This is a genomic window from Microbacterium sp. NPDC087868, from assembly GCF_044900755.1.
GTDB lineage: Bacteria > Actinomycetota > Actinomycetes > Actinomycetales > Microbacteriaceae > Microbacterium > Microbacterium galbinum.
In genome coordinates, this window is sequence record NZ_JBJDNO010000001.1 from 887,436 (window position 1) to 905,301 (window position 17,866).

16 protein-coding genes are annotated in these 17,866 nt (G+C 70.4%); 9 read left to right on the forward strand and 7 right to left on the reverse strand.

Translation table 11 applies throughout. The annotated features are described in order from the left end of the window. Window positions 1-4 precede the first annotated feature (4 nt). A complete protein-coding gene (mtrA, locus tag ACI2JZ_RS04435; RefSeq protein ID WP_247632497.1) occupies window positions 5-685 on the reverse strand; it encodes an MtrAB system response regulator MtrA in 681 nt (226 codons plus the stop codon). A 97-nt stretch (window positions 686-782) separates the two neighbouring features. On the opposite strand from mtrA, the gene ACI2JZ_RS04440 reads away from it, so the two are divergent. From ACI2JZ_RS04440 to ACI2JZ_RS04460, 5 genes are read left to right on the forward strand one after another with little or no spacing between them, the layout of a single operon-like run. Beyond that, a complete protein-coding gene (locus tag ACI2JZ_RS04440; protein WP_404596621.1) occupies window positions 783-2,189 on the forward strand; it encodes a hypothetical protein in 1,407 nt (468 codons plus the stop codon). After that, window positions 2,186-2,827 (forward strand): DUF4129 domain-containing protein, encoded by a 642-nt coding sequence (locus ACI2JZ_RS04445; RefSeq protein ID WP_404596622.1) that lies wholly within the window; start codon window positions 2,186-2,188, stop codon window positions 2,825-2,827. Before ACI2JZ_RS04440 ends, ACI2JZ_RS04445 begins: the two co-directional genes overlap by 4 nt. Next, window positions 2,824-4,059 carry a DUF4350 domain-containing protein gene (locus tag ACI2JZ_RS04450; protein WP_404596623.1) on the forward strand — a complete coding sequence of 412 codons (1,236 nt, stop codon included), beginning with the start codon at window positions 2,824-2,826 and terminating at the stop codon, window positions 4,057-4,059. The genes ACI2JZ_RS04445 and ACI2JZ_RS04450 overlap by 4 nt, the downstream gene beginning before the upstream one ends. A gap of 37 nt (window positions 4,060-4,096) precedes the next feature. After that, window positions 4,097-5,020 (forward strand): AAA family ATPase, encoded by a 924-nt coding sequence (locus ACI2JZ_RS04455; protein WP_404596775.1) that lies wholly within the window; start codon window positions 4,097-4,099, stop codon window positions 5,018-5,020. After that, window positions 5,021-6,328, forward strand: coding sequence for a DUF58 domain-containing protein (locus ACI2JZ_RS04460; protein ID WP_247622870.1), 1,308 nt, complete (start codon window positions 5,021-5,023; stop codon window positions 6,326-6,328). A 9-nt stretch (window positions 6,329-6,337) separates the two neighbouring features. On the opposite strand, the gene ACI2JZ_RS04465 is transcribed toward ACI2JZ_RS04460, so the two are convergent. After that, on the reverse strand, window positions 6,338-7,330 hold the full coding sequence (locus tag ACI2JZ_RS04465) for a stage II sporulation protein M (RefSeq protein WP_404596776.1): 993 nt from the start codon (window positions 7,328-7,330) through the stop codon (window positions 6,338-6,340). 16 nt (window positions 7,331-7,346) lie between these two features. Here ACI2JZ_RS04465 and ACI2JZ_RS04470 point away from each other — a divergent pair, with 16 nt between their 5' ends. After that, entirely contained in the window at window positions 7,347-8,156 is an 810-nt protein-coding gene (locus tag ACI2JZ_RS04470; protein WP_404596624.1) for an RDD family protein, read from the forward strand. Window positions 8,157-8,159: 3 nt separating this feature from the next. Here ACI2JZ_RS04470 and ACI2JZ_RS04475 read toward each other — a convergent pair whose 3' ends face one another. Further along, window positions 8,160-8,366, reverse strand: a complete 207-nt coding sequence (locus ACI2JZ_RS04475) for a DUF3499 family protein (RefSeq protein WP_247622872.1) — start codon at window positions 8,364-8,366, stop codon at window positions 8,160-8,162. 79 nt (window positions 8,367-8,445) lie between these two features. Between ACI2JZ_RS04475 and ACI2JZ_RS04480 the strand changes: the two genes are divergently transcribed. Next, window positions 8,446-8,874, forward strand: a complete 429-nt coding sequence (locus ACI2JZ_RS04480; RefSeq protein WP_404596625.1) for a hypothetical protein — start codon at window positions 8,446-8,448, stop codon at window positions 8,872-8,874. Between the two features lie 22 nt (window positions 8,875-8,896). On the opposite strand, the gene ACI2JZ_RS04485 is transcribed toward ACI2JZ_RS04480, so the two are convergent. The 4 genes from ACI2JZ_RS04485 to manA all read right to left on the reverse strand — a co-directional run bounded on the left by ACI2JZ_RS04485 (window position 8,897) and on the right by manA (window position 15,084). Beyond that, a complete protein-coding gene (locus ACI2JZ_RS04485) occupies window positions 8,897-10,279 on the reverse strand; it encodes a DUF5719 family protein (protein WP_404596627.1) in 1,383 nt (460 codons plus the stop codon). Next, a complete protein-coding gene (locus tag ACI2JZ_RS04490) occupies window positions 10,276-13,347 on the reverse strand; it encodes a glycosyltransferase family 2 protein (RefSeq protein ID WP_404596628.1) in 3,072 nt (1,023 codons plus the stop codon). Before ACI2JZ_RS04490 ends, ACI2JZ_RS04485 begins: the two co-directional genes overlap by 4 nt. A gap of 116 nt (window positions 13,348-13,463) precedes the next feature. After that, a complete protein-coding gene (locus tag ACI2JZ_RS04495; protein ID WP_247622876.1) occupies window positions 13,464-13,781 on the reverse strand; it encodes a WhiB family transcriptional regulator in 318 nt (105 codons plus the stop codon). A 178-nt stretch (window positions 13,782-13,959) separates the two neighbouring features. Next, window positions 13,960-15,084, reverse strand: a complete 1,125-nt coding sequence (gene manA, locus ACI2JZ_RS04500) for a mannose-6-phosphate isomerase, class I (protein ID WP_404596630.1) — start codon at window positions 15,082-15,084, stop codon at window positions 13,960-13,962. 68 nt (window positions 15,085-15,152) lie between these two features. On the opposite strand from manA, the gene ACI2JZ_RS04505 reads away from it, so the two are divergent. Beyond that, entirely contained in the window at window positions 15,153-16,568 is a 1,416-nt protein-coding gene (locus ACI2JZ_RS04505; protein WP_404596631.1) for an O-antigen ligase family protein, read from the forward strand. Beyond that, complete coding sequence (locus ACI2JZ_RS04510; protein ID WP_404596632.1) at window positions 16,565-17,863, forward strand: O-antigen ligase family protein; 1,299 nt, start codon at window positions 16,565-16,567, stop codon at window positions 17,861-17,863. The genes ACI2JZ_RS04505 and ACI2JZ_RS04510 overlap by 4 nt, the downstream gene beginning before the upstream one ends. Window positions 17,864-17,866: the final 3 nt, after the last annotated feature.

Here is a 17,866-nt window from a genome sequence, read left to right on the forward strand (position 1 = left end):
CGTGTCAGACAGCGCTCCCGGCGCGATAGCCGACTCCGCGGACCGTCATCACGATCCGCGGGTTGTCGGGATCGAGTTCGACCTTCGCGCGCAGTCGCTGCACGTGCACGTTCACGAGACGCGTGTCGGCCTTGTAGTGGTAGCCCCAGACCTGCTCGAGCAGCATCTCGCGGGAGAACACCTGCTGCGGCTTGGAGGCGAGAGCGACGAGCAGCTGGAACTCGAGAGGGGTGAGGGCGATCGGGTCCGTGCCGCGGCGCACCTCGTGCGCATCGACGTCGACGGTCAGATCGCCGACGCGGAGCTGCTCGCTGGTCGTCTGCGGCACGGGACGGAGCCGCGTGCGGATGCGGGCGACCAATTCCTTCGGGTTGAACGGCTTGACCATGTAGTCGTCTGCGCCCACCTCGAGACCCCGCACGACGTCAGCGGTGTCGGTGCGAGCCGTGAGCATGATGACGGGCACACCGGACTCGGCGCGGATGCGCGTGCAGATCTCGATCCCGTCCATGCCGGGGAGCATCAGATCGAGGAGGACGAGGTCCGGGCGCTGTGCGCGCCACTCGTCGACGGCACGTGCTCCGTCGGCGCAGAACACGGGCTCGAATCCTTCGGTGCGCAGCACGATGCCGATCATCTCGGCGAGCGCGGTGTCGTCATCGACCACAAGGATGCGTGAGGTCATAACTGTTACCTTATGGCACTCGGTCTCACGTTCCCCAGGTCTGCGCGCCAACACCGGGGATATGGCACGATGGAGGCGCACGACGGAGGGAAGTGCTGTGAGCGCCCAGACCTGGACCCCTGCCCGGAAGAAGGGCATCATCCCCCTGCATCCGATGACGTTCGGAATGCTGCTCGGGAAGGCGTTCGCCGCGCTGCGACACAACCCCAAGGTTCTGTTCGGCTTCGCCGTCATCCTCCAGCTCGCCGTCCTCATCCTCGCGGCGCTCGCGATGGGGCTCGTCCTCTTCACGACCTTCTCACGACTCGAGACCGTGTCGACCGCGAGCCCCGACTTCGAGGCGATCGCTGCCGGAACCATCGCGATCAACATCATCGCCGGCATCCTGGTCGGTCTCGCTTCGGTCGCCGTCACCGCGATCATGCAGGGCGTGATCGCCGCCGACGTCAGCTACGCCACGATCGGCAAGAAGGCCACGCTGCGAATGCTGTGGCGCCGGATGACTCCGGCCTTCTGGCGTCTCGTCGCATACTCGGCGCTCGTCATCGTCGCCGTGTTCGGCCTCGTCATCGTGGTCGCGCTCATCCTGTTCGGGATCATCGCCGGTGGCATCGCGGGCGGGATGGGAGCCTCCCCCGAGACGGTCGGCCTCATCGTGCTGGTCGTGGTCCTCTTCTTCCTCGCCTGCATCCCCCTCTACGTCTGGCTCAGCACCAAGCTGATGCTCGTGCCCTCGATCCTGGTGTTCGAGCGCGCGCGGCTCAAGGACGCGATCGTGCGCTCGTGGCGGCTGATCCGCGGCCGTTTCTGGGTCGCCTTCGGTGTGAGCTTCCTCATCAGCTTCATCATGGGCATCGCGATGAACGTGGTGGCCGTGCCCGCGCAGCTGTTCGCCCAGATGTTTGGCACGGTGCTCGTGCCCACCGGCGACCCCGAGCCCAGCGCGATCATCGGGATGATCCTCCTGCTCCTCGCACCGCAGATCCTCACCCTCGTGCTCCAGGCGATCACTCTGGTCGTGCAGAGCACGAGCGCGGCTCTCATCTACCTCGACTCCCGCATGCGGTACGAGGGGCTCGACCAGACTCTCGTCTCCTACGTGGAGCGCAGCGACATGGGGTGGACCGAGGAGCAGCTCGGGGACCCCTACGCGGTCGACCCGGCGCGGGCCGTCTCGAGCGCACCCCCGCCCAAGGCCGTCCCCGACTACGTCCTCCTCTCGCAGTCGTACGCCTACCCGGCACCCACGGGTGCGCCGCAACAGCCCGGGTATCCCGGACCGTACGGATACGCGCAGCAGCAGCCGGGCCAGCCCTCCTCCCCGCCGCAGCCCCCGCAGTACGGGTACGCGCCCGCACCGCAGGCCTACGGCGCCCCGCCCACTCCCCCCGTGTACACCGCACCGCCCGCACCCCCGGCGTACAGCGCACCGCCCGCTCCCGCGACACCACCCGCGGCGGCGGCACCGTGGACCGCTCCGGGCGACGGTGACCCCCGGGCATGATCCGACCGTTCGACGACCTGTTCGTCCCGGACGGCGACGACGCACGCCGCTGGGCCGAAGAAGAGTTGAGCAATCCGCGCTACGCCGATGCCGAGCCCTCGTGGTTCGACTACCTCGCGCGGGACATCGGCCGATTCATCGACAACCTCTTCAGCTCCGACAACGGCGCAGCCGTCGGTCCCTCCGCCCTCGTCATCGTCTGCGTCCTGATCGGTGCCGCGCTGATCGTCGCTCTGATCGTCTGGGGGCGCCCGCGACGCTCCCGCTCCGTCGCCCGGGCCCGCACCGACCTCCTCGGTGTCGATGACGACCGCTCGGCGGCCCAGTTGCGCGCCGAGGCGGAACGCAGCGCCCGTGCCGAGGACTGGGATGCCGCCACCGTCCTGAGGTTCCGCGCGATCGCCCGTGACCTCCTCGAGCGCGACATCATCGACCCTGCTCCGGGCGCCACCGCCCAGGCCATCGCCCGAGAGGCCAGCGCGGTCTTCCCCGACGAGTCGGCACCGATGCGCAGCGCCGCGACAGCGTTCGACGACGTCCGCTATCTGCGCCACCCCGCGACGCCCGAGTCGTACGCCGCCCTGGCCGCCACCGACGAGCGCCTGCGGTCCCGCAGGCCGGCGGTGGTGACCGCATGACCGTCACCGAGGAGCGGATCACCCCTCACACCGCGGAACCGACGAGACGCCTGCGCTCGATCATCGGTTGGGTGGTCGTCGCCGCCCTCGTCGTCGGTGTGGCGTGGGTGGGGCTCCAGATCGCCGCGACCGCCCCGAGTGAGCGCCGTTCACTCGACCCCGAGGGCCGTGGAGATGCGGGCGCGCTGGCGCTCGCCGAGATCCTGCGGGACCAGGGGGTCGAGGTCGACGTGTATCGCTCGCACGTCGAGGCGCGTGACGCTCTGGACGAGAGCACGACGCTCGTCATGACCAATCCGTACACACTCAGCGATGAGGGTCTCGCCGAGCTGATGGGGCCGGCCGACCGTGTCGTCTTCCTCTCGGTGGGAGCTCACCTGCTCGACGACCTCGATCTCGGTGCCTACTCCTCGGCGCCGCTCGCCGAGGTCGACGCGCAGTGCACCGCCGGCGAGTTCGCCGAGGTCGGCACGATCGAACCCGATCGACTGATGACTCCTGACTCCGGCGTGGAGTGGTGCTTCGGAGACGAAGAGGGCGCGGCCGTGCTCATCAACGACAGCGATGGTCGACGCACCTCGATCGTCGACGGCTCCCGTTTGTTCAGCAACGCCTATCTCGCCGAGAACGGCAACGCCGCGCTCGGGCTCGCCCTGCTCGGCCAGACCGATCGCGTGGTCTGGTACGTCCCCTCGCTCGGCGATTCCGACCTCGAGGCGACGTCTCCCGAGACGCTGGGCACTCTGACGCCACCGTGGGTCACCCCGGCAATCATCCTGCTGATGCTGTCCGGGGCTGCCGCCGCCCTGTGGCGCGGCAGACGGTTCGGTCCGCTGGTCGCCGAGACGCTGCCGGTCACGGTCCGCGCTTCCGAGACGATGCACGGTCGCGCACGTCTGACGGCGAAGGCGGCGGATGCCCCGCACGCAGCGCTCGCGATCCGCGACGGCGCGCAGCGGCGCCTGGCCCGGCGACTCGGGCTGACGGCACGCGCGACATCCGACGAGGTCGCCGATGCGGCATCCGATCGTCTGCGCATTCCCCGGGGCACGCTCCAGGCGCTCCTCGCCGGCCCGCTGCCCACCGACGACGCCGCACTCGTCGAGCTCGCTCGGCGCCTCGCCGACCTCGAAGAGGCCGTCGAGAAGACGCATCGAACCGCCCGCGCGACGGACGCACCATCCGCACACACTCCATCCACGACGGAAGCCGAGGACACCCGTGACCGCTGAGTACAATCCCGCCGATGACACGGCCCTGCGCGGGGCGATGCACCGCGTGCGCAGCGAGGTCGACAAGGCCGTGGTCGGACAGGCCGGCACGGTGACCGGCCTGCTGGTCTCTCTGCTCGCCCGGGGACACGTGCTGCTCGAGGGCGTCCCGGGCGTCGCGAAGACCCTGGTCGTGCGCTCGTTCGCCCGGGCCCTCGGCCTCGACACCAAGCGCGTGCAGTTCACTCCCGACCTGATGCCCGGTGACGTGACCGGATCGCTCGTGTACGACGCGCGCACGGGAGAGTTCGACTTCCGCGCCGGCCCGGTGTTCACGAACATCCTGCTGGCCGACGAGATCAACCGCACGCCCCCGAAGACGCAGGCGGCGCTCCTCGAGGCGATGGAGGAGCGCCAGGTGTCGGCCGACGGCACGAGCCGCGCCCTCCCCGACCCGTTCCTCGTCGCGGCGACCCAGAACCCCATCGAGCACGAGGGCACGTACTCGCTTCCCGAGGCTCAACTCGACCGGTTCCTCATGAAGCTCGTGGTCGGGATGCCCGAGCGCGACGCCGAGGTGGCCGTGCTGCGCAAGCACGCCTCCGGCTTCTCGCCACGCGAGCTCACCGGCGTCGAAGCCGTCGTCACCGCCGACGAGATCCGCGCAGCGCAAGTCGCCGCGGGACGCGTCGAGGTGACGGACGACGTCCTCGCCTACGTCGTCGACCTCGCCCGCGCCACGCGGCAGTCCCCATCGGTCGAGCTCGGGGCCAGCCCGCGCGCCTCGACGGGCCTCCTCGCGGCGGCGAAGGCCTGGGCCTGGCTCAACGGCTCGACGGCGGTCACGCCCGATCACGTGCAGACGATGCTCGTACCGGTCTGGCGCCACCGTCTGCAGTTGCGCCCGGACGCGCAGATGGAGGGCGTCTCGGCGGATGCCGTGCTGACCTCCGTGGTGCAGCAGACCCGGGTACCGATCTAAGTGTTCGTCACGGGTCGCCTCGCGCTCGCCGTGGCTGCGGGCGTCGTGCCGCTGGTCATCGCCGGGCTCGCGGGTTTTCCGCCGTACGCGGTGCTCGGCGCGTGGCTGGGCCTCTGCGTGGTTCTGGTCGTCATCGACGTCGTCTTCAGCGCGAGTCCGCGGTCGGTGACCGTGACCCGGCGCGTGCCCGCTCGTGCACGGCTGGGCGAGGCGGTGCCGGTCAGCGTCGCCGTGCACAATCACGGGTCCCGCGAACTGCACGCGCTTCTCCGCGACGCCTGGCAACCGACGGCGGGCGCGGGAACCGCACGGCAGACCCTCGACATCCCGAGCGGTGAGCGCCGTCGGGTCGACATCCCGCTCCTCCCCCGTCGCCGCGGCGAACTGGTGAGCGAGTTCGTCGTGATCCGCTCGCGCGGCCCCCTCGGTCTCGCCGGACGGCAAGCCGTCCACCGCGTGCGGGGAGCGATCCGAGTGCTCCCCGCCTTCTCGTCCCGCAAGCACCTCCCCTCGCGTCTCGCCCGGCTGCGCGAGCTCGACGGCAACACGAGCATCCAGGTGCGCGGTCAGGGCACCGAGTTCGACTCGCTGCGCGAGTACGTGCGCGGCGACGACGTGCGATCGATCGACTGGCGGGCAACTGCCCGCGCCGGGACCACCATGCTGCGCACCTGGCGGCCGGAGCGCGATCGGCACGTCGTCATCATCATCGACACCGGACGCACCGCGGCGGCCCGCGTGGGCGACGGAACACGAGCGGATGCCGCGCTCGAGGCCGCCCTCCTGCTCGCGGCTCTCGCGGCGCGCGCGGGCGACCACGTGCACCTGCTGATGTACGACCGCGTCGTCCGGGCACGGGTGACCGGTGTCGAGGGCAATGCTCTCCTGCCCGCGCTGACCGACGCCATGGCCCCGGTGCACGCGCGCCTCGTCGACACCGACTGGCACGGCGCGTTCGCAGCCGTGCGCACGCTGACGACTCGCCCCTCGCTCATCGTCGTACTCACCGCGCAGGACGCCGCGGAATCGGCGCGAGGCTTCCTCGGCGCATTTCCGGATGCCTCGCGGGCGACGTCGATCCTCGTGGGCTCCGTCACCGACGAGTCGATCGTCGAGCTGGCGCAGCAGCGCGGTTCGCGCGAGGAGGTCTACCTCGCCGCGGCCGCCGAGCGCACTCTGCGCGACGCCGAGAACGTGGCGGACGCGATCCGCCGAGCGGGCGGCGAAGCGATCTCCGCTGACCCCGAGGATCTCCCGCCGCGGATCGCCGACCGCTATCTCGAGCTCAAGGCTGCAGGCCGGCTCTGAGCGCTCCGGTCACCCCGCGAGAAGTCGTGGGGTGCCCGCCTCGTACTCGACGAGATCACCCGTCTCGCCGCGGCGATAGGCGCGTCCGCCGACGACGAGCATGTAGATCAGGAACACGGCCAGCGCCGCCGCGCCGATGCCGATCTTGAGCGGCCAGGGCAGAGCCCACCCGGTCACGAAGCCCTCGACGAGGCCGGCGAGGAACATCGCGAAAACGAGGCCGAGCGAAACCGTTGCGAGAGCTCTGCCCTCCTGCGCGAGCGATTCCGAGCGTGATCGGTGCCCCGGTGCCACCCACGACCAAAACAGTCGTAGCCCGCCGGCAGCCGCGACGAACAGGCACGTCATCTCCAGCATCCCGTGCGGCAGGACGTACAGCACCATGATGTCGGCCTTGTCGTAGGCGGCCATGATCGCGCCGGCTTGCCCGATCGCCATAGCGTTCGTGACGATCATGTACACGGGGTAGATGCCGGTCACCCCGAAGATGACGCAGAGCATTGCCAGCCACGCGTTGTTCGACCACACCATGCCCATGAACACCGCGGCGGGATTCTCTGTGTAGTAGCCGGTGAAGCGCTCGTCTGCGTACTGCTCGAGAGCAGCGGGTGGGCCGAGCGTCGCCACGAGCGCCGGGTCACTCGCGATCCAGGCGGCGGTTCCGATCGCGATCGCGAGGAACACGACGGCGATCGCCAATGTGAGCCACCGCAGACGGTAGAGCGCCGCGGGGAACTGCCGAGCGAAGAATCGCGCAGCCTGCGTCAGGACGCTGTCCGAAGCACCCGTGAGTCGCATGCGAGCGCGAACGAGGATCGTCGAAAGGTAGTTACCCTGCGGCGAGTCGCCGACCGACGTCTTGAGCTCGGCGAGATCCGCTGACGCGGCGCGATAGCGCACGATGAGTTCGTCGACTGCCGCCCCGTCCAGCGAGGCGCGGCTGAGCTCATCCAGCCGCGCCCACTCGGCGCGGCGTGCATCGGTCAACGCATCGGCATCCACCTGATTTACTGTACTCATGTCCGTGCCGATCGATACGACCGACGAGATGCTCTCCGGAGAAGCCGTCGCCATCGACGTCCAGCCGGTCGGGTTCCTCATGCGTTCTCTCGGTGCGCTCATCGACATGCTGCTCGGCTACGGGGTCTTCATCCTGTGGCTGTTCCTCCGCGTCTGGCTGCTCGATGCCGGTGTTCTCACCGAGGCGACCGACCGAATCGCGACCATCGCTTCTCTCGCGGTGAGCTTCCTCGTGCTGCCCCTGAGCATGGAGATGCTGACGAAGGGCCGCAGCCTCGGCAAGCTGGCCGTCGGCGGGCGCATCGTCCGGATCGACGGCGGCGCGACGGGATTCCGTCACGCGTTCATCCGCGCGCTCCTCGGAGTGCTGGAGATCTACATGACCCTCGGAGGACTCGCGGTCCTCTCAGGCGCCCTCACCGCACGGTCCCAGCGCCTGGGAGATCTCGTGGCGGGCACCTACAGCCAGCGCGTGCGCACGCCGGCGCTGGCCCAGAGCGTTCCGGTGATGCCCGGTGAGCTCCTCGGCTGGTCGCAGATCGCCGACGTCGCGCGTCTGCCCGACCGTCTCGCCCGGCGCATCTCGCAGTTCCTCGCCTCGGCGCACCAGCTCGTGCCGGGGGCACGCGCGCGCGTCGCGAACGAGCTGCTCGCCGAGGCATCCGCCTTCGTCTCCCCCCTGCCGCAGGCTTCACCGGAGCGCGCCCTGGTCGCGATCACGGTCATCCGTCGCGAGCGGGAGCGACGCGCACTCATCGCCTCGGATGCCCGCGCCGAGCGGCTCTCGGGGCGCCGCGTCGGGGTCTGACGCTCAGGCGCGCAGCGCCTCGTGGCGCACGACGATCCACCCTGCGGGCACCGACAACCGGTCGGCGTGCTGGGCGCACAGGTCGTGAGCGTGCGGGTGACGCTCGAGTCCGAGCGGACCGAGCGCGGCCATCTGGTCGCCGTAGTCGTACGTGAGCGTGGCCACCGCTTCGCGCGCGCAGCCCACCTTCGAGCAGAGTCGTCCGTCCATCCGTGCCAGGCTACGGTCCGGTACGCGTCCACGACGGATGCCGCGCCGTTCGGCGCCGCACACGGCCTAGACTTTCGTCATGCCCCGTCGACGCTCCCCCCGCACCCCAGAGGCGCCCCGGCGCGGCGCGCGGCACGGACGCCACGGCCGTCTCGGCCGCAGCGAGGTCGTGCGGCCTCCCCTGGCTCCGCTGGACGGACGCCTCGACCGGTTCGACCTCTCGGTGGGAACCGCCGTCGAGTTCCTCCGTGGCACGTGGCCGGAGCTGCAGGACGTGCGATTCGAGATCGGTGCGATGCCCGGATTCGAGGCGGGTGACGAGGTGCCGCGCTGGTACCTCGATCGCGAGCACGCACGCATCGTGCTCTTCCGCCTGCCCATCGAGCGTCTTCTCCCTCCCGGCCACGACGACAACGCGCACCGACGGATGGCGATCGAGAGCGCCGTCTTCCGGGCAGCGGCGGAGTACGTCGGCCGCGAGCCGTGGGATCTCGGCCACGACCACTGACCGGAGCGCATCGTCCCCGTGTCTAGGGGTAGACCGTGATGCTCTTCTCCGCGCCCGCGCTCGGCTGCAGAGGCCACGTCGCGAGCGCTCCGGCACCGGACATGCTCATCGCCGCGCGCACGGCGTCAGAGGTGCTGAGCCGATAGACCGTATCGCCGTTGAGTGTCGCCGCCACCGAACTGCCGGCGGGCACGACGACCTCGCGGGAGTTCCCGCTGCCGAGGTTCTCGAGGGTGACGGTCGCATCGGCACCGTCTTCGTTGATGAGGTACAGCGCCGGCTGGGGTCCGTTCGGCACCGCGAAGAGGGCGTCCGTGCCGATCTCCGGCGCCGGTGTCATCCACGAGAAGTCCGCGCCCTTGCCGAATCCGTTCTGCTGACGGACACCCGCGACCACCGGGGTGTCGGCTTCGATCGACACCGAGTACGACCCGGGCGCGAGGGCGCTGAGCGACGCCTCCGCCGGGGTGTCGGCCGCGAGATCCACCGTGAACTCCTCGACGACCTCGGGTGAACCGACCGCGCGCACCGTGACGACGGCTCGCCCGTCCGCACCGGCCGAAAGCAGCCGGAGCACCGTCATGTCGGCGTTGTCACCGTCGCCGTCGAACGACTGCACGCCGACGATCACCGGATGCCGCTGCGGCCCGGCAACCGCTTCCTGCAGGTCGATGCCGGCCGGGTCGAGCGTGCGCACGAAGGAGGACTGCAGAACCGCCCTCACAGGAGCCCCCTCGGCCGTGACCTCGACCACGGGTGTCGTATTGCCCGCCGCGATCGAGCTGAGCGGAAGGGCGACCTGCGTCATCGCCGGGACGATCACGGTGCGGTTGCTCCGCGAATCGCCGTACGTCGAGAGGGTCACGGTGGACGTCACCGCCGCCGCGTTGGTGAGGGTCACGATGTCCTTGGTCCCGGTGGCGACGCTTCCTCCGACCAGCCAGGATTCCAACCTGCTCTCCCCGCAGGGCAGGGCGGCGAAGCCCGCCAGATCCGTCGCCGAGACCGAGATCGACTCGGTCGCGGCGATGAGGGGCGCGCTCCGGTCGACGACCTCTCCGGTGAATCGGTCGACCTCGGCACCGCCGATGAGATCGGGCGCGGCGATGGGTGCGGATGCCGGAGCGCCACCGGTCCCGTCCACGGTGACCGACGGCGACCCCGCCGAGCGCATGCTCAGCGGGTCGGAGGAGTCGCGACCGATCGCGCGGAAGTCGCCGTTGCACACGAGCATCGGCGCTCCGGGAAGCGGCGTGACCTCCACCTGCGCAGGTTCGTGCGCGACCTCGGGCCACGGTGCGTGGATCGCGGTGACGACGCCGGTGACGCAGGCGACCGCGACCACGGCGCCCACGGCGACGCGCGCGCCGGTGGCGACCACTCGGAAGACTCGCGTGCGGCTCATCGCTGCTGCTCCTCGGTGTCGGGGTCCCCGGTGGGATCGGCGGCGTCATCGTCGACGGCAGCATCTCCTGTCGGCGCGTCAACGGCCTCTCCGCGTGATTCCACGTCGTTCCTCGAGGTCTCGCCGTCCGGTGCGACGGCCTCCTCGAGTGCATCCGCGGGCGTCTCGCCGACGATCGCGGCTTCAGCGAGTTCGTCCACTCCACCCGGTTCGACGATCGAGGCTTCCGCGAGCTCCTCGCGATGCCGTGGGAGGACGAGTGGCTCCTCGGGCGCACGCCCGACGATGCGGGATTGCGCACGCGCCGCGCGTCGCGACGCACGGGTGGGCAGAGCGAGGAGCAGAGCGGCGAACAGGAAGATCAGCTGCAGAGTGACGACGAGTCGCGCCTGATGCTCCTGCGCGTTCGTGAGAGTCGCCGGTGCGGCGATGTCGGTGTCGACCCTCCAGAGAACGCCGCGATCCGTGGTGCCGGCGTGCACGAACCCGGCGCGCTGATCGATCGCGGTGATCGCCGACGTCCGCATCGAACGAGCCTGGTCGGCCTCATCGCCCGGCACCTGCGCGACGAGCACGTAGCTGATCCCGTGGGCGGCGAGCTCCCCCGGCGCATCGAAATCGCGCGCCGAGAGCAGGTCGACCGAGAGGGCGGCGATGTCGGTCCCTCGCGGCTGCTCCGCTGTCGAGAGGATCGTGGTCTGCGCACCCAGGGTCTCACTCGCACCCCAGACCACCTCGGCGGCGAGTCCGCCCTCGTTCTGCGGCGTGAGGACGAGCGTGCTGATCGGCTGATCCCCGGAGGCCTGCGCCGCGACGTACGCGGGAAGCGTCGAATCGGGCCCGTTGCGCAGCGCGGATGCATCGAGATGGAGAGCCGTGAGGGCCGGCACCGCTCCGACCACTAGAGCAATCGCGGCTATGCCGGTGACGGCAGTGCGCAGTCGCGGCAGCGTGACAGCGGTGTCGAGGGTGACGACCGCGCCACCGACGATGCCGATCCACGCGAGCGAGAGCCCGGCTCCCGGCCAGATGGCGACCGGAGTGCCCTGCGCGAAACTGACCGTGACGCCCACGGCCAGGAACGCCGTCGCGAAGCCGGCGAGCGAGACGACGAGCAGGGTGATACCCGCACGCCAGCGCGGCGCGACGGCCGCACCGAGCGCGAGCAGGGCGAGAGGCGCGCTGAACACGGCCGCCCAGGCACCGAGCGGCGCGATCTGGAAAGCCGCCCACCCTGCGGCATCCGCGGTGGGATATCCCGTCGCGAGGGCGAGGCGCCCTGCGGCATCCGCCGCCGCCTGCGGGCCGGCCCAGATCGCCCCGGGATCGGCCAGGAGTGCGACGAGCGATCCGTCGACGAGGTGCGCGTACGCGAGCGGCGCGAAGAGCACGAGGGCCGGGATGGGGGTCCAGAGCAGGCGAACGGCGCCACGGAACTGGGCCGTACCCAGAGTGATCCCGAGCCCGACGACCCAGAGCACGAGAAGTGCGGGGACGAGTGACGGCGAGCACGCGGCCACGGCGGCGAACACCAGCGATGCCGCCCCCGCCGCTCCCCACGATCGATGCGCGACGACCGCCGCATGGAACAGCCAGGGCAGGAGGAGATGCACGAGAACGCCGGTCGGGCGGCCGTCGACGAGCGCGGTGAGGAACGTCGGCGCCAGAGCCCATCCGACTCCCGCGAAGATGCGGAGCCCCGCGCGATCCGTCACCCGCGTCGCGGCGAACCAACCGCCGAGGACAGCGAGCGGCAGCGCGAGCACCCACAGGAGCACGAGGGCGAAGGACGGCGATCCCGGCCAGAGCGAGCCGAGGACGGCGACCACACCGGCGAAGGGATCGGCCGGACCGACGACGTCGAGGCCGAGCCCCCGGACTCCCCACACCGCGTCCTGCCAGAGTCCCGCGACGGTCTGCCGGAGCGGCAGGAGGGCTCCGCCGCCGAGCGAGGGCCAGGCGAGAAGAGAGGTGAACGACGCGACGCTCACGGCGAGGGCGGCCAGCACGGCCCACGCGCCACCGCCGCCGAAGAAGTGCAGTTCGCTGACGGCGCCGCCTTCGCTACCGTGGCCGTCGTCGAGACGACGGCGGAGCTGCGAGCCCGTGACGCGCAGGGGCGAGATGCTGGCCCACGACGAGGTGCGGAAGGATCGGATGGCGGCACGCGAACGGGCGAGCGCTCCGAATCGGAGCATCGCCACCACGGCGGCACCGAACTCGGGGAAGACTTCCTCGGGGCGCTTGCCGACGAGGTGCGCGATCGAGCGCCACAGCGCGAGGGGCAGGAGCGCGATCCAGTGCAGCGGCACGGCGATCGCCGGCGCATAGGCGAGGCGGCGATGCAGCTGGGCGAGGCGGATCACATAGGCACGCCGGGAGCGGCCGCGAGGGAGCGATGCCGGGCCGTCGGGCGAGACCGAGATCCGCGCGGTCGGGGCGAGGACCACGCGTCCGCCGCCGAGACGAGCGCGCACGCCCAGATCGAGGCCCTCATCGGCTCCGGCGAGCGCCGGGTCCGGGCGGAGCGCATCGCGCACCTCGCTGCGGATCAGCATGCCGCGGATGTCGGCCGCGAGCGCCTCATCGAGACCGTCGTGCTGCCCCTGGTCGAGCTCACCCGCCGAGAGCTCGACCGAACGGCCGAGGCTCGTCATGCTGATGCCGAGGGAGACGATCTCACGATCGTTGTCGGTGGCGACCAGCTTCGGTGCCGCGATCGCGGCCGACGGCGAACGCTCGAGCATCCCGACGAGGCGTTCCAGGGCTCGAGGGTGCGGCGCGGTGTCGTGTGCGAGGAGCCATACGGCGCTGTTCTCGGCGACCCGGGGACGCGCGAGTTCGACGGCCTCGGCGAACGAGGTGGAGTGCCGGGCCTCGACGATCCCCTCGACCGTCTGCGCGACGGCCTCGCTGGTACGAGCCGATGCGGCGTCGCCGCAGACCACGAGGGTGACCGCTTCCACCGGTGCGGTCTGCGATCTCAGCGCCTCGAGGGTGCGGAGCAGTTGCGCGCGGGCTGAGGAACCGGGGCGCGCGACGATAATGGCGTGAACTCGGGCTGGCATGACATCGTCAGCCTAAGCGCGGTGCGACGCGGGAGAAGGCAGCCGGTGCGGCGCGCCCGCGAAGGTCCCGGTCGGATTCCATCCGGGAGACCGTCGACCGGCGGATGCGTCGCCGTTCAGCTGGCGCGGCGCTTGAGCTTGCGACGCTCGCGCTCGGAGAGACCGCCCCAGATACCGAACCGCTCGTCGTTGTTGAGCGCGTACTCGAGGCACTCCCCGCGCACGTCGCACGAGGTGCAGATGCGCTTGGCGTCTCGCGTCGAGCCGCCCTTCTCCGGGAAGAACGCCTCGGGGTCGGTCTGAGAGCACAGGGCGTCGGTCTGCCAGGCGAGAGCGTTGTCGTCGTCTGCCTCGACCTTTCGAACCCCGGGTACACCGAGGTTGACCGGGTCGACGAACCAGTTCTCCGGAACGTCGGATCGGTATCCCGTCATCTCGACCTCCAACCCCTCATATCTCGCCCCCCGCCGGGCCGTGCACCACTAATTACACCCGTGTCATTCGCTCGGGTCAAGTCGCGGATCGTAAACCCTCAATCATGTATTGAAGGTTCTTGACGGTATATCGGCGTGTCGCGCGCCCGAAGGTGGACTCGGGCGCAGACGTCGCGCGTCAGTGCCCCGGAGACGCGATGAAGACCTCGCCGAGGCCGGACAGACGCAGCTCGGTCTCGTCGTCGGACGCATAGGCGACGGCCCCGACGGGCAGATCGATCGCGGCATCCGCGCCTTCGACGCGAACCGTGCCGCCCGTGGCGAGCACCATGGTCCGGCCGTCGACGGGCACGCTCGTCGGCGAGCCGTCGAGCACGATGCGGCGCAACGCGAAGTCCGGAACCGGCACGTCGTACGTCGTGATCGCGCCCTCCTCGGCAGGGCGCAGCACCGGGACGAGCCCGGGTGCGGTGTCGACGAGCGACAGGAGTTCCGGCACGTCGATCCGCTTGGGCGTGAGTCCCCCGCGGAGCACGTTGTCGCTGGCGGCCATGATCTCCACGCCGAGGCCCGAGAGGTAGGCGTGCAGGAGACCGGCGCGCAGGAAGACGCCCTCGCCCCGGCGGAGCACGAGGTGGTTCATCAGCAGCGCGACCACGACCCCCGGGTCACCGGGGTAGGTGTCGGCGATCCGCGCGATCGCGCGCAGAGTGTCGCTCCACTCCCCCGCGTCCCCTCGGGAGGCGGTGACGACCGCGTCGATGACGCCGTCGACGGCCTCGCCCGCCGACCCGTCGAGCAGCCACTCGAGGGTGTCGCGCAGGACGTCACCTTCGGCGGAGAGACGCTCGCGCAGCGCGCCGACTGCGGCGGTGGGCGCGAGGGCATCGATGAGCTGCAACGTCTGTGCGACCGGGCGCAGGCCGCTGAGCGACTCGAAGCGCTCGCTCAGCGCGACCAGCAGCTCGGGCTTGTGGTTGGCGTCGCGATAGTTGCGCTGCGGATCGTCGAGCGCGAGGCCGCTCTCGCGCTCCCAGCCCTCCTTCGCCTGCGCCAGGGTCGGGTGCACCTGGATCGACAGCGGCTGAGCGGCCGCGAGCAGCTTCAGCAGGTACGGAAGCGTTCCGCCCGTGACCGCATCGAGCGTGCCACCGCCCACCACATCCGCGGGGTCGCCCGGGTGATCCCCGAACCAGACTTCCGCCTCGGGGGCGCCGCTCGGCGCACGCCCTTCGAGGTCGGCGAGAAGGGTCTCCGATCCCCAGGCGTAGTCGCGGGGTGCGTTGGTGAGGTGCAGCAGCATGTTCCCAGCGTAGAGCGCGCCACGCCGCTCACAGACGCACGTGACCGCCTCGCGGTACCCTGATCGCGATGGCCCAGTACACCCAGCATCCGGTGAGCGCCCCGCCGACCGCCCCCGAGCGGGAATCGACGGGGCATCTGCTGTTGCGCGGCTACGTGATCCTCACGCTCTTCGTCACGTTCGCGCACACCGCCGTCTACAACCTCCTCGGTATGCTCGGCGCCGCCGTCGTGCTCGTCGTGTTCACGCTGGCCACCGTCGCGATCGGCGTCCCGATGCTGGCGCGCAACCGCCCGCAGGCGTTCCGCTGGCGGCGCCTGCCGTGGACGGCTCTCGCCTACACGACCCTCGCGCTCGTCTCGGTCGCGTGGTCTCAGTGGCGGGGGCCGACGTTGCTCACCTGGCTGCTCCTCGCCGCGGTGACCATCAACGGACTGTTCGTGGCGCACGTGCTGACGTGGCACGAGATCGTGCGTGCTCTCTCATCGACGTTCAAGTGGATCCTCGGCCTCTCCATCGCGCTCGAGCTGTGGGTGTCGCTGGTGATCCACGGCCCGCTGCTTCCGAACTTCGCCGTCATCCCCGAGGACGGGATCGACCCGCAGCTGTACTGGGTGCGCGACAACCTGTTCGACGGCGGTCGGCTCCAGGGCATCGTGGCGAACGCGAACATCCTCGCGATCATCTCCCTGTTCGCGATCCTCACCTTCGGAGTGCTCTTCGCCGCCCGCGCGCGCTGGCGGACCACGCTCGCGCTGTGGATGCTGCTCGCCGCGTTCTTCCTCGTGCGCACCGCCTCGACCACCGCCCTCATCTGCGCCGCCGCCGTGGGCGTCGCGCTGGCCGTCGCCCTCGTCATGCGTCGCGCGCGCACGCCCGGCGACCGCACGCGCATCTACGTGATCGCGATCGGCGGCTCCGCCGTGCTCGCCGCCGCCGTGTGGCTGCTCCGGGAGCCGCTGCTCGGCCTGGTCGGACGCAGCGCCGACCTGACGGGGCGCTCCGACAAGATCTGGACCGCGGTGCTCGAGCGCGCTGCCCAGCATCCGTTGTTCGGCAACGGCTTCTCGAGTCCGTGGATTCCCGGGGACCCCGCCTTCGACGGCTGGATCGTCGACCACGGCCTCACCGTCTTCCACGCGCACAACATGTGGCTCGACGTGCTCATGCAGCTCGGCGTCCTCGGCGTGATCCTGATGGGCATCTCGTATCTGAGCCTGCTCTGGCGGTCGTGGTTCTTCGCCGTCGACCGCCCCCGATGGGACCTCAATTCCTCGCGCAACTTCTCGCCGATCACGCTCCTGCCGAGCATGTTCACGATCGTGCTGCTGGTGCAGGGACTCTCCGAGTCGACCCCGATCATGCTCTGGGGATGGATGCTGCTGGTGATGTTCACGTTCAAGCTCAAGTCGGTGCCCCTGATCGGCGTCGGCGAGCGGGAGCAGTTGTTCGACCGCGGCGCGCGCGCCCGGCGGATCCCGTGACGTCGACCACCCGTGCGGTCCGACTCCTCGGGTCGGTCGAGATGGCCAGGGCATTCACGCTCGCGGTGATCACCGCCGTGTTCGGATCGTTCGCGATCGAGCGACTGACCTCGCGTGTGACGCTCGCGACGATCATCGCCGTGCTCTGCCTGCTCGGAGCGGCGATCCTGTGGGCGCGGCGCGAGGAGCTCTCCGCACTGCGCCTGGCACCGTTCTCGCTCTACGCCTTCCTCGGATGGGCGCTGGTGAGCCTGGTGTGGACGACCGACCGCGGCGAGACGCTGCTGGGGTGGTCGTCGCTGTTCGGCTACGCGTTCCTCGCCCTCACCGTCGGGCATATCCGCGACACCCTGCAGACCGTCCGCGCTCTCGGCGATGCGCTGCGCGGACTCCTCGTCGTCTCCCTCGCGCTCGAGACCCTCTCCGGCATCCTGCTCGACGTGCCCTTCGTCGCGCTCGGGATCCAGGGGAACCTCGCGGCCGGCGGCCCCGTCCAGGGCATCTTCGGCAGCCGGAACATGCTCGGCTTCGTCGCCGTGATCGCCCTCATCACCTTCGTGATCGAGTGGCGTACCCAGTCCGTGAGCCGAGCGATCGCCATCCCGTCCATCGCTCTCGCGGCACTCCTCGCCGCCTTCTCGTCCTCCCCGACCGTGCTCGTCCTCGCCGCCGCGGTGGGGATCGTGACCGCGGCGCTGACCCTGGTGCGGCACTCGCCCCCGGCCCGACGCAGCATCGTGCAATGGTCGCTCAGCGTGCTCGTCACCGCTGCCCTGGCGGTGGCCTTCGCCTTCCGGCACCAGATCATCGCGCTGCTCGACGCGGGTTCGGACTTCTCGATCCGCGCCACCCTGTGGAACACCATCCTCGACTTCGTCGTCCTCAAGCCGATCGAGGGCTGGGGCTGGTTCGGGGCATGGGCGCGGGGCGAATACCCCTTCACGTACATCAACTTCCTGCTCGACGATCGTCATCAAAGCGCACTGAACGCCTTCTTCGACGTCCTGCTCCAGCTCGGCACCGCCGGACTCGTGCTGTTCCTCCTGCTCGGAGGCGTCGCGCTCGTTCGTTCCTGGTTGGTGGCGAGCGTGCGCCGTTCCGTCGTCTATGCGTGGACGCCCATCACTCTGATCACGCTCGCCGTCGACTCGGTCTTCGAGAGCTTCACCCTGGTGGGAGCCGGGTGGTTCCTGCTCGTGCTCTGCGCGCTGCGCGCCGGCCAGTCGCGCTCGTGGCGCGAGAACATCGACGCCGCGCACACGGGTGTGATCCCGACGCTGCGCGCGCAGGGCTGAGCG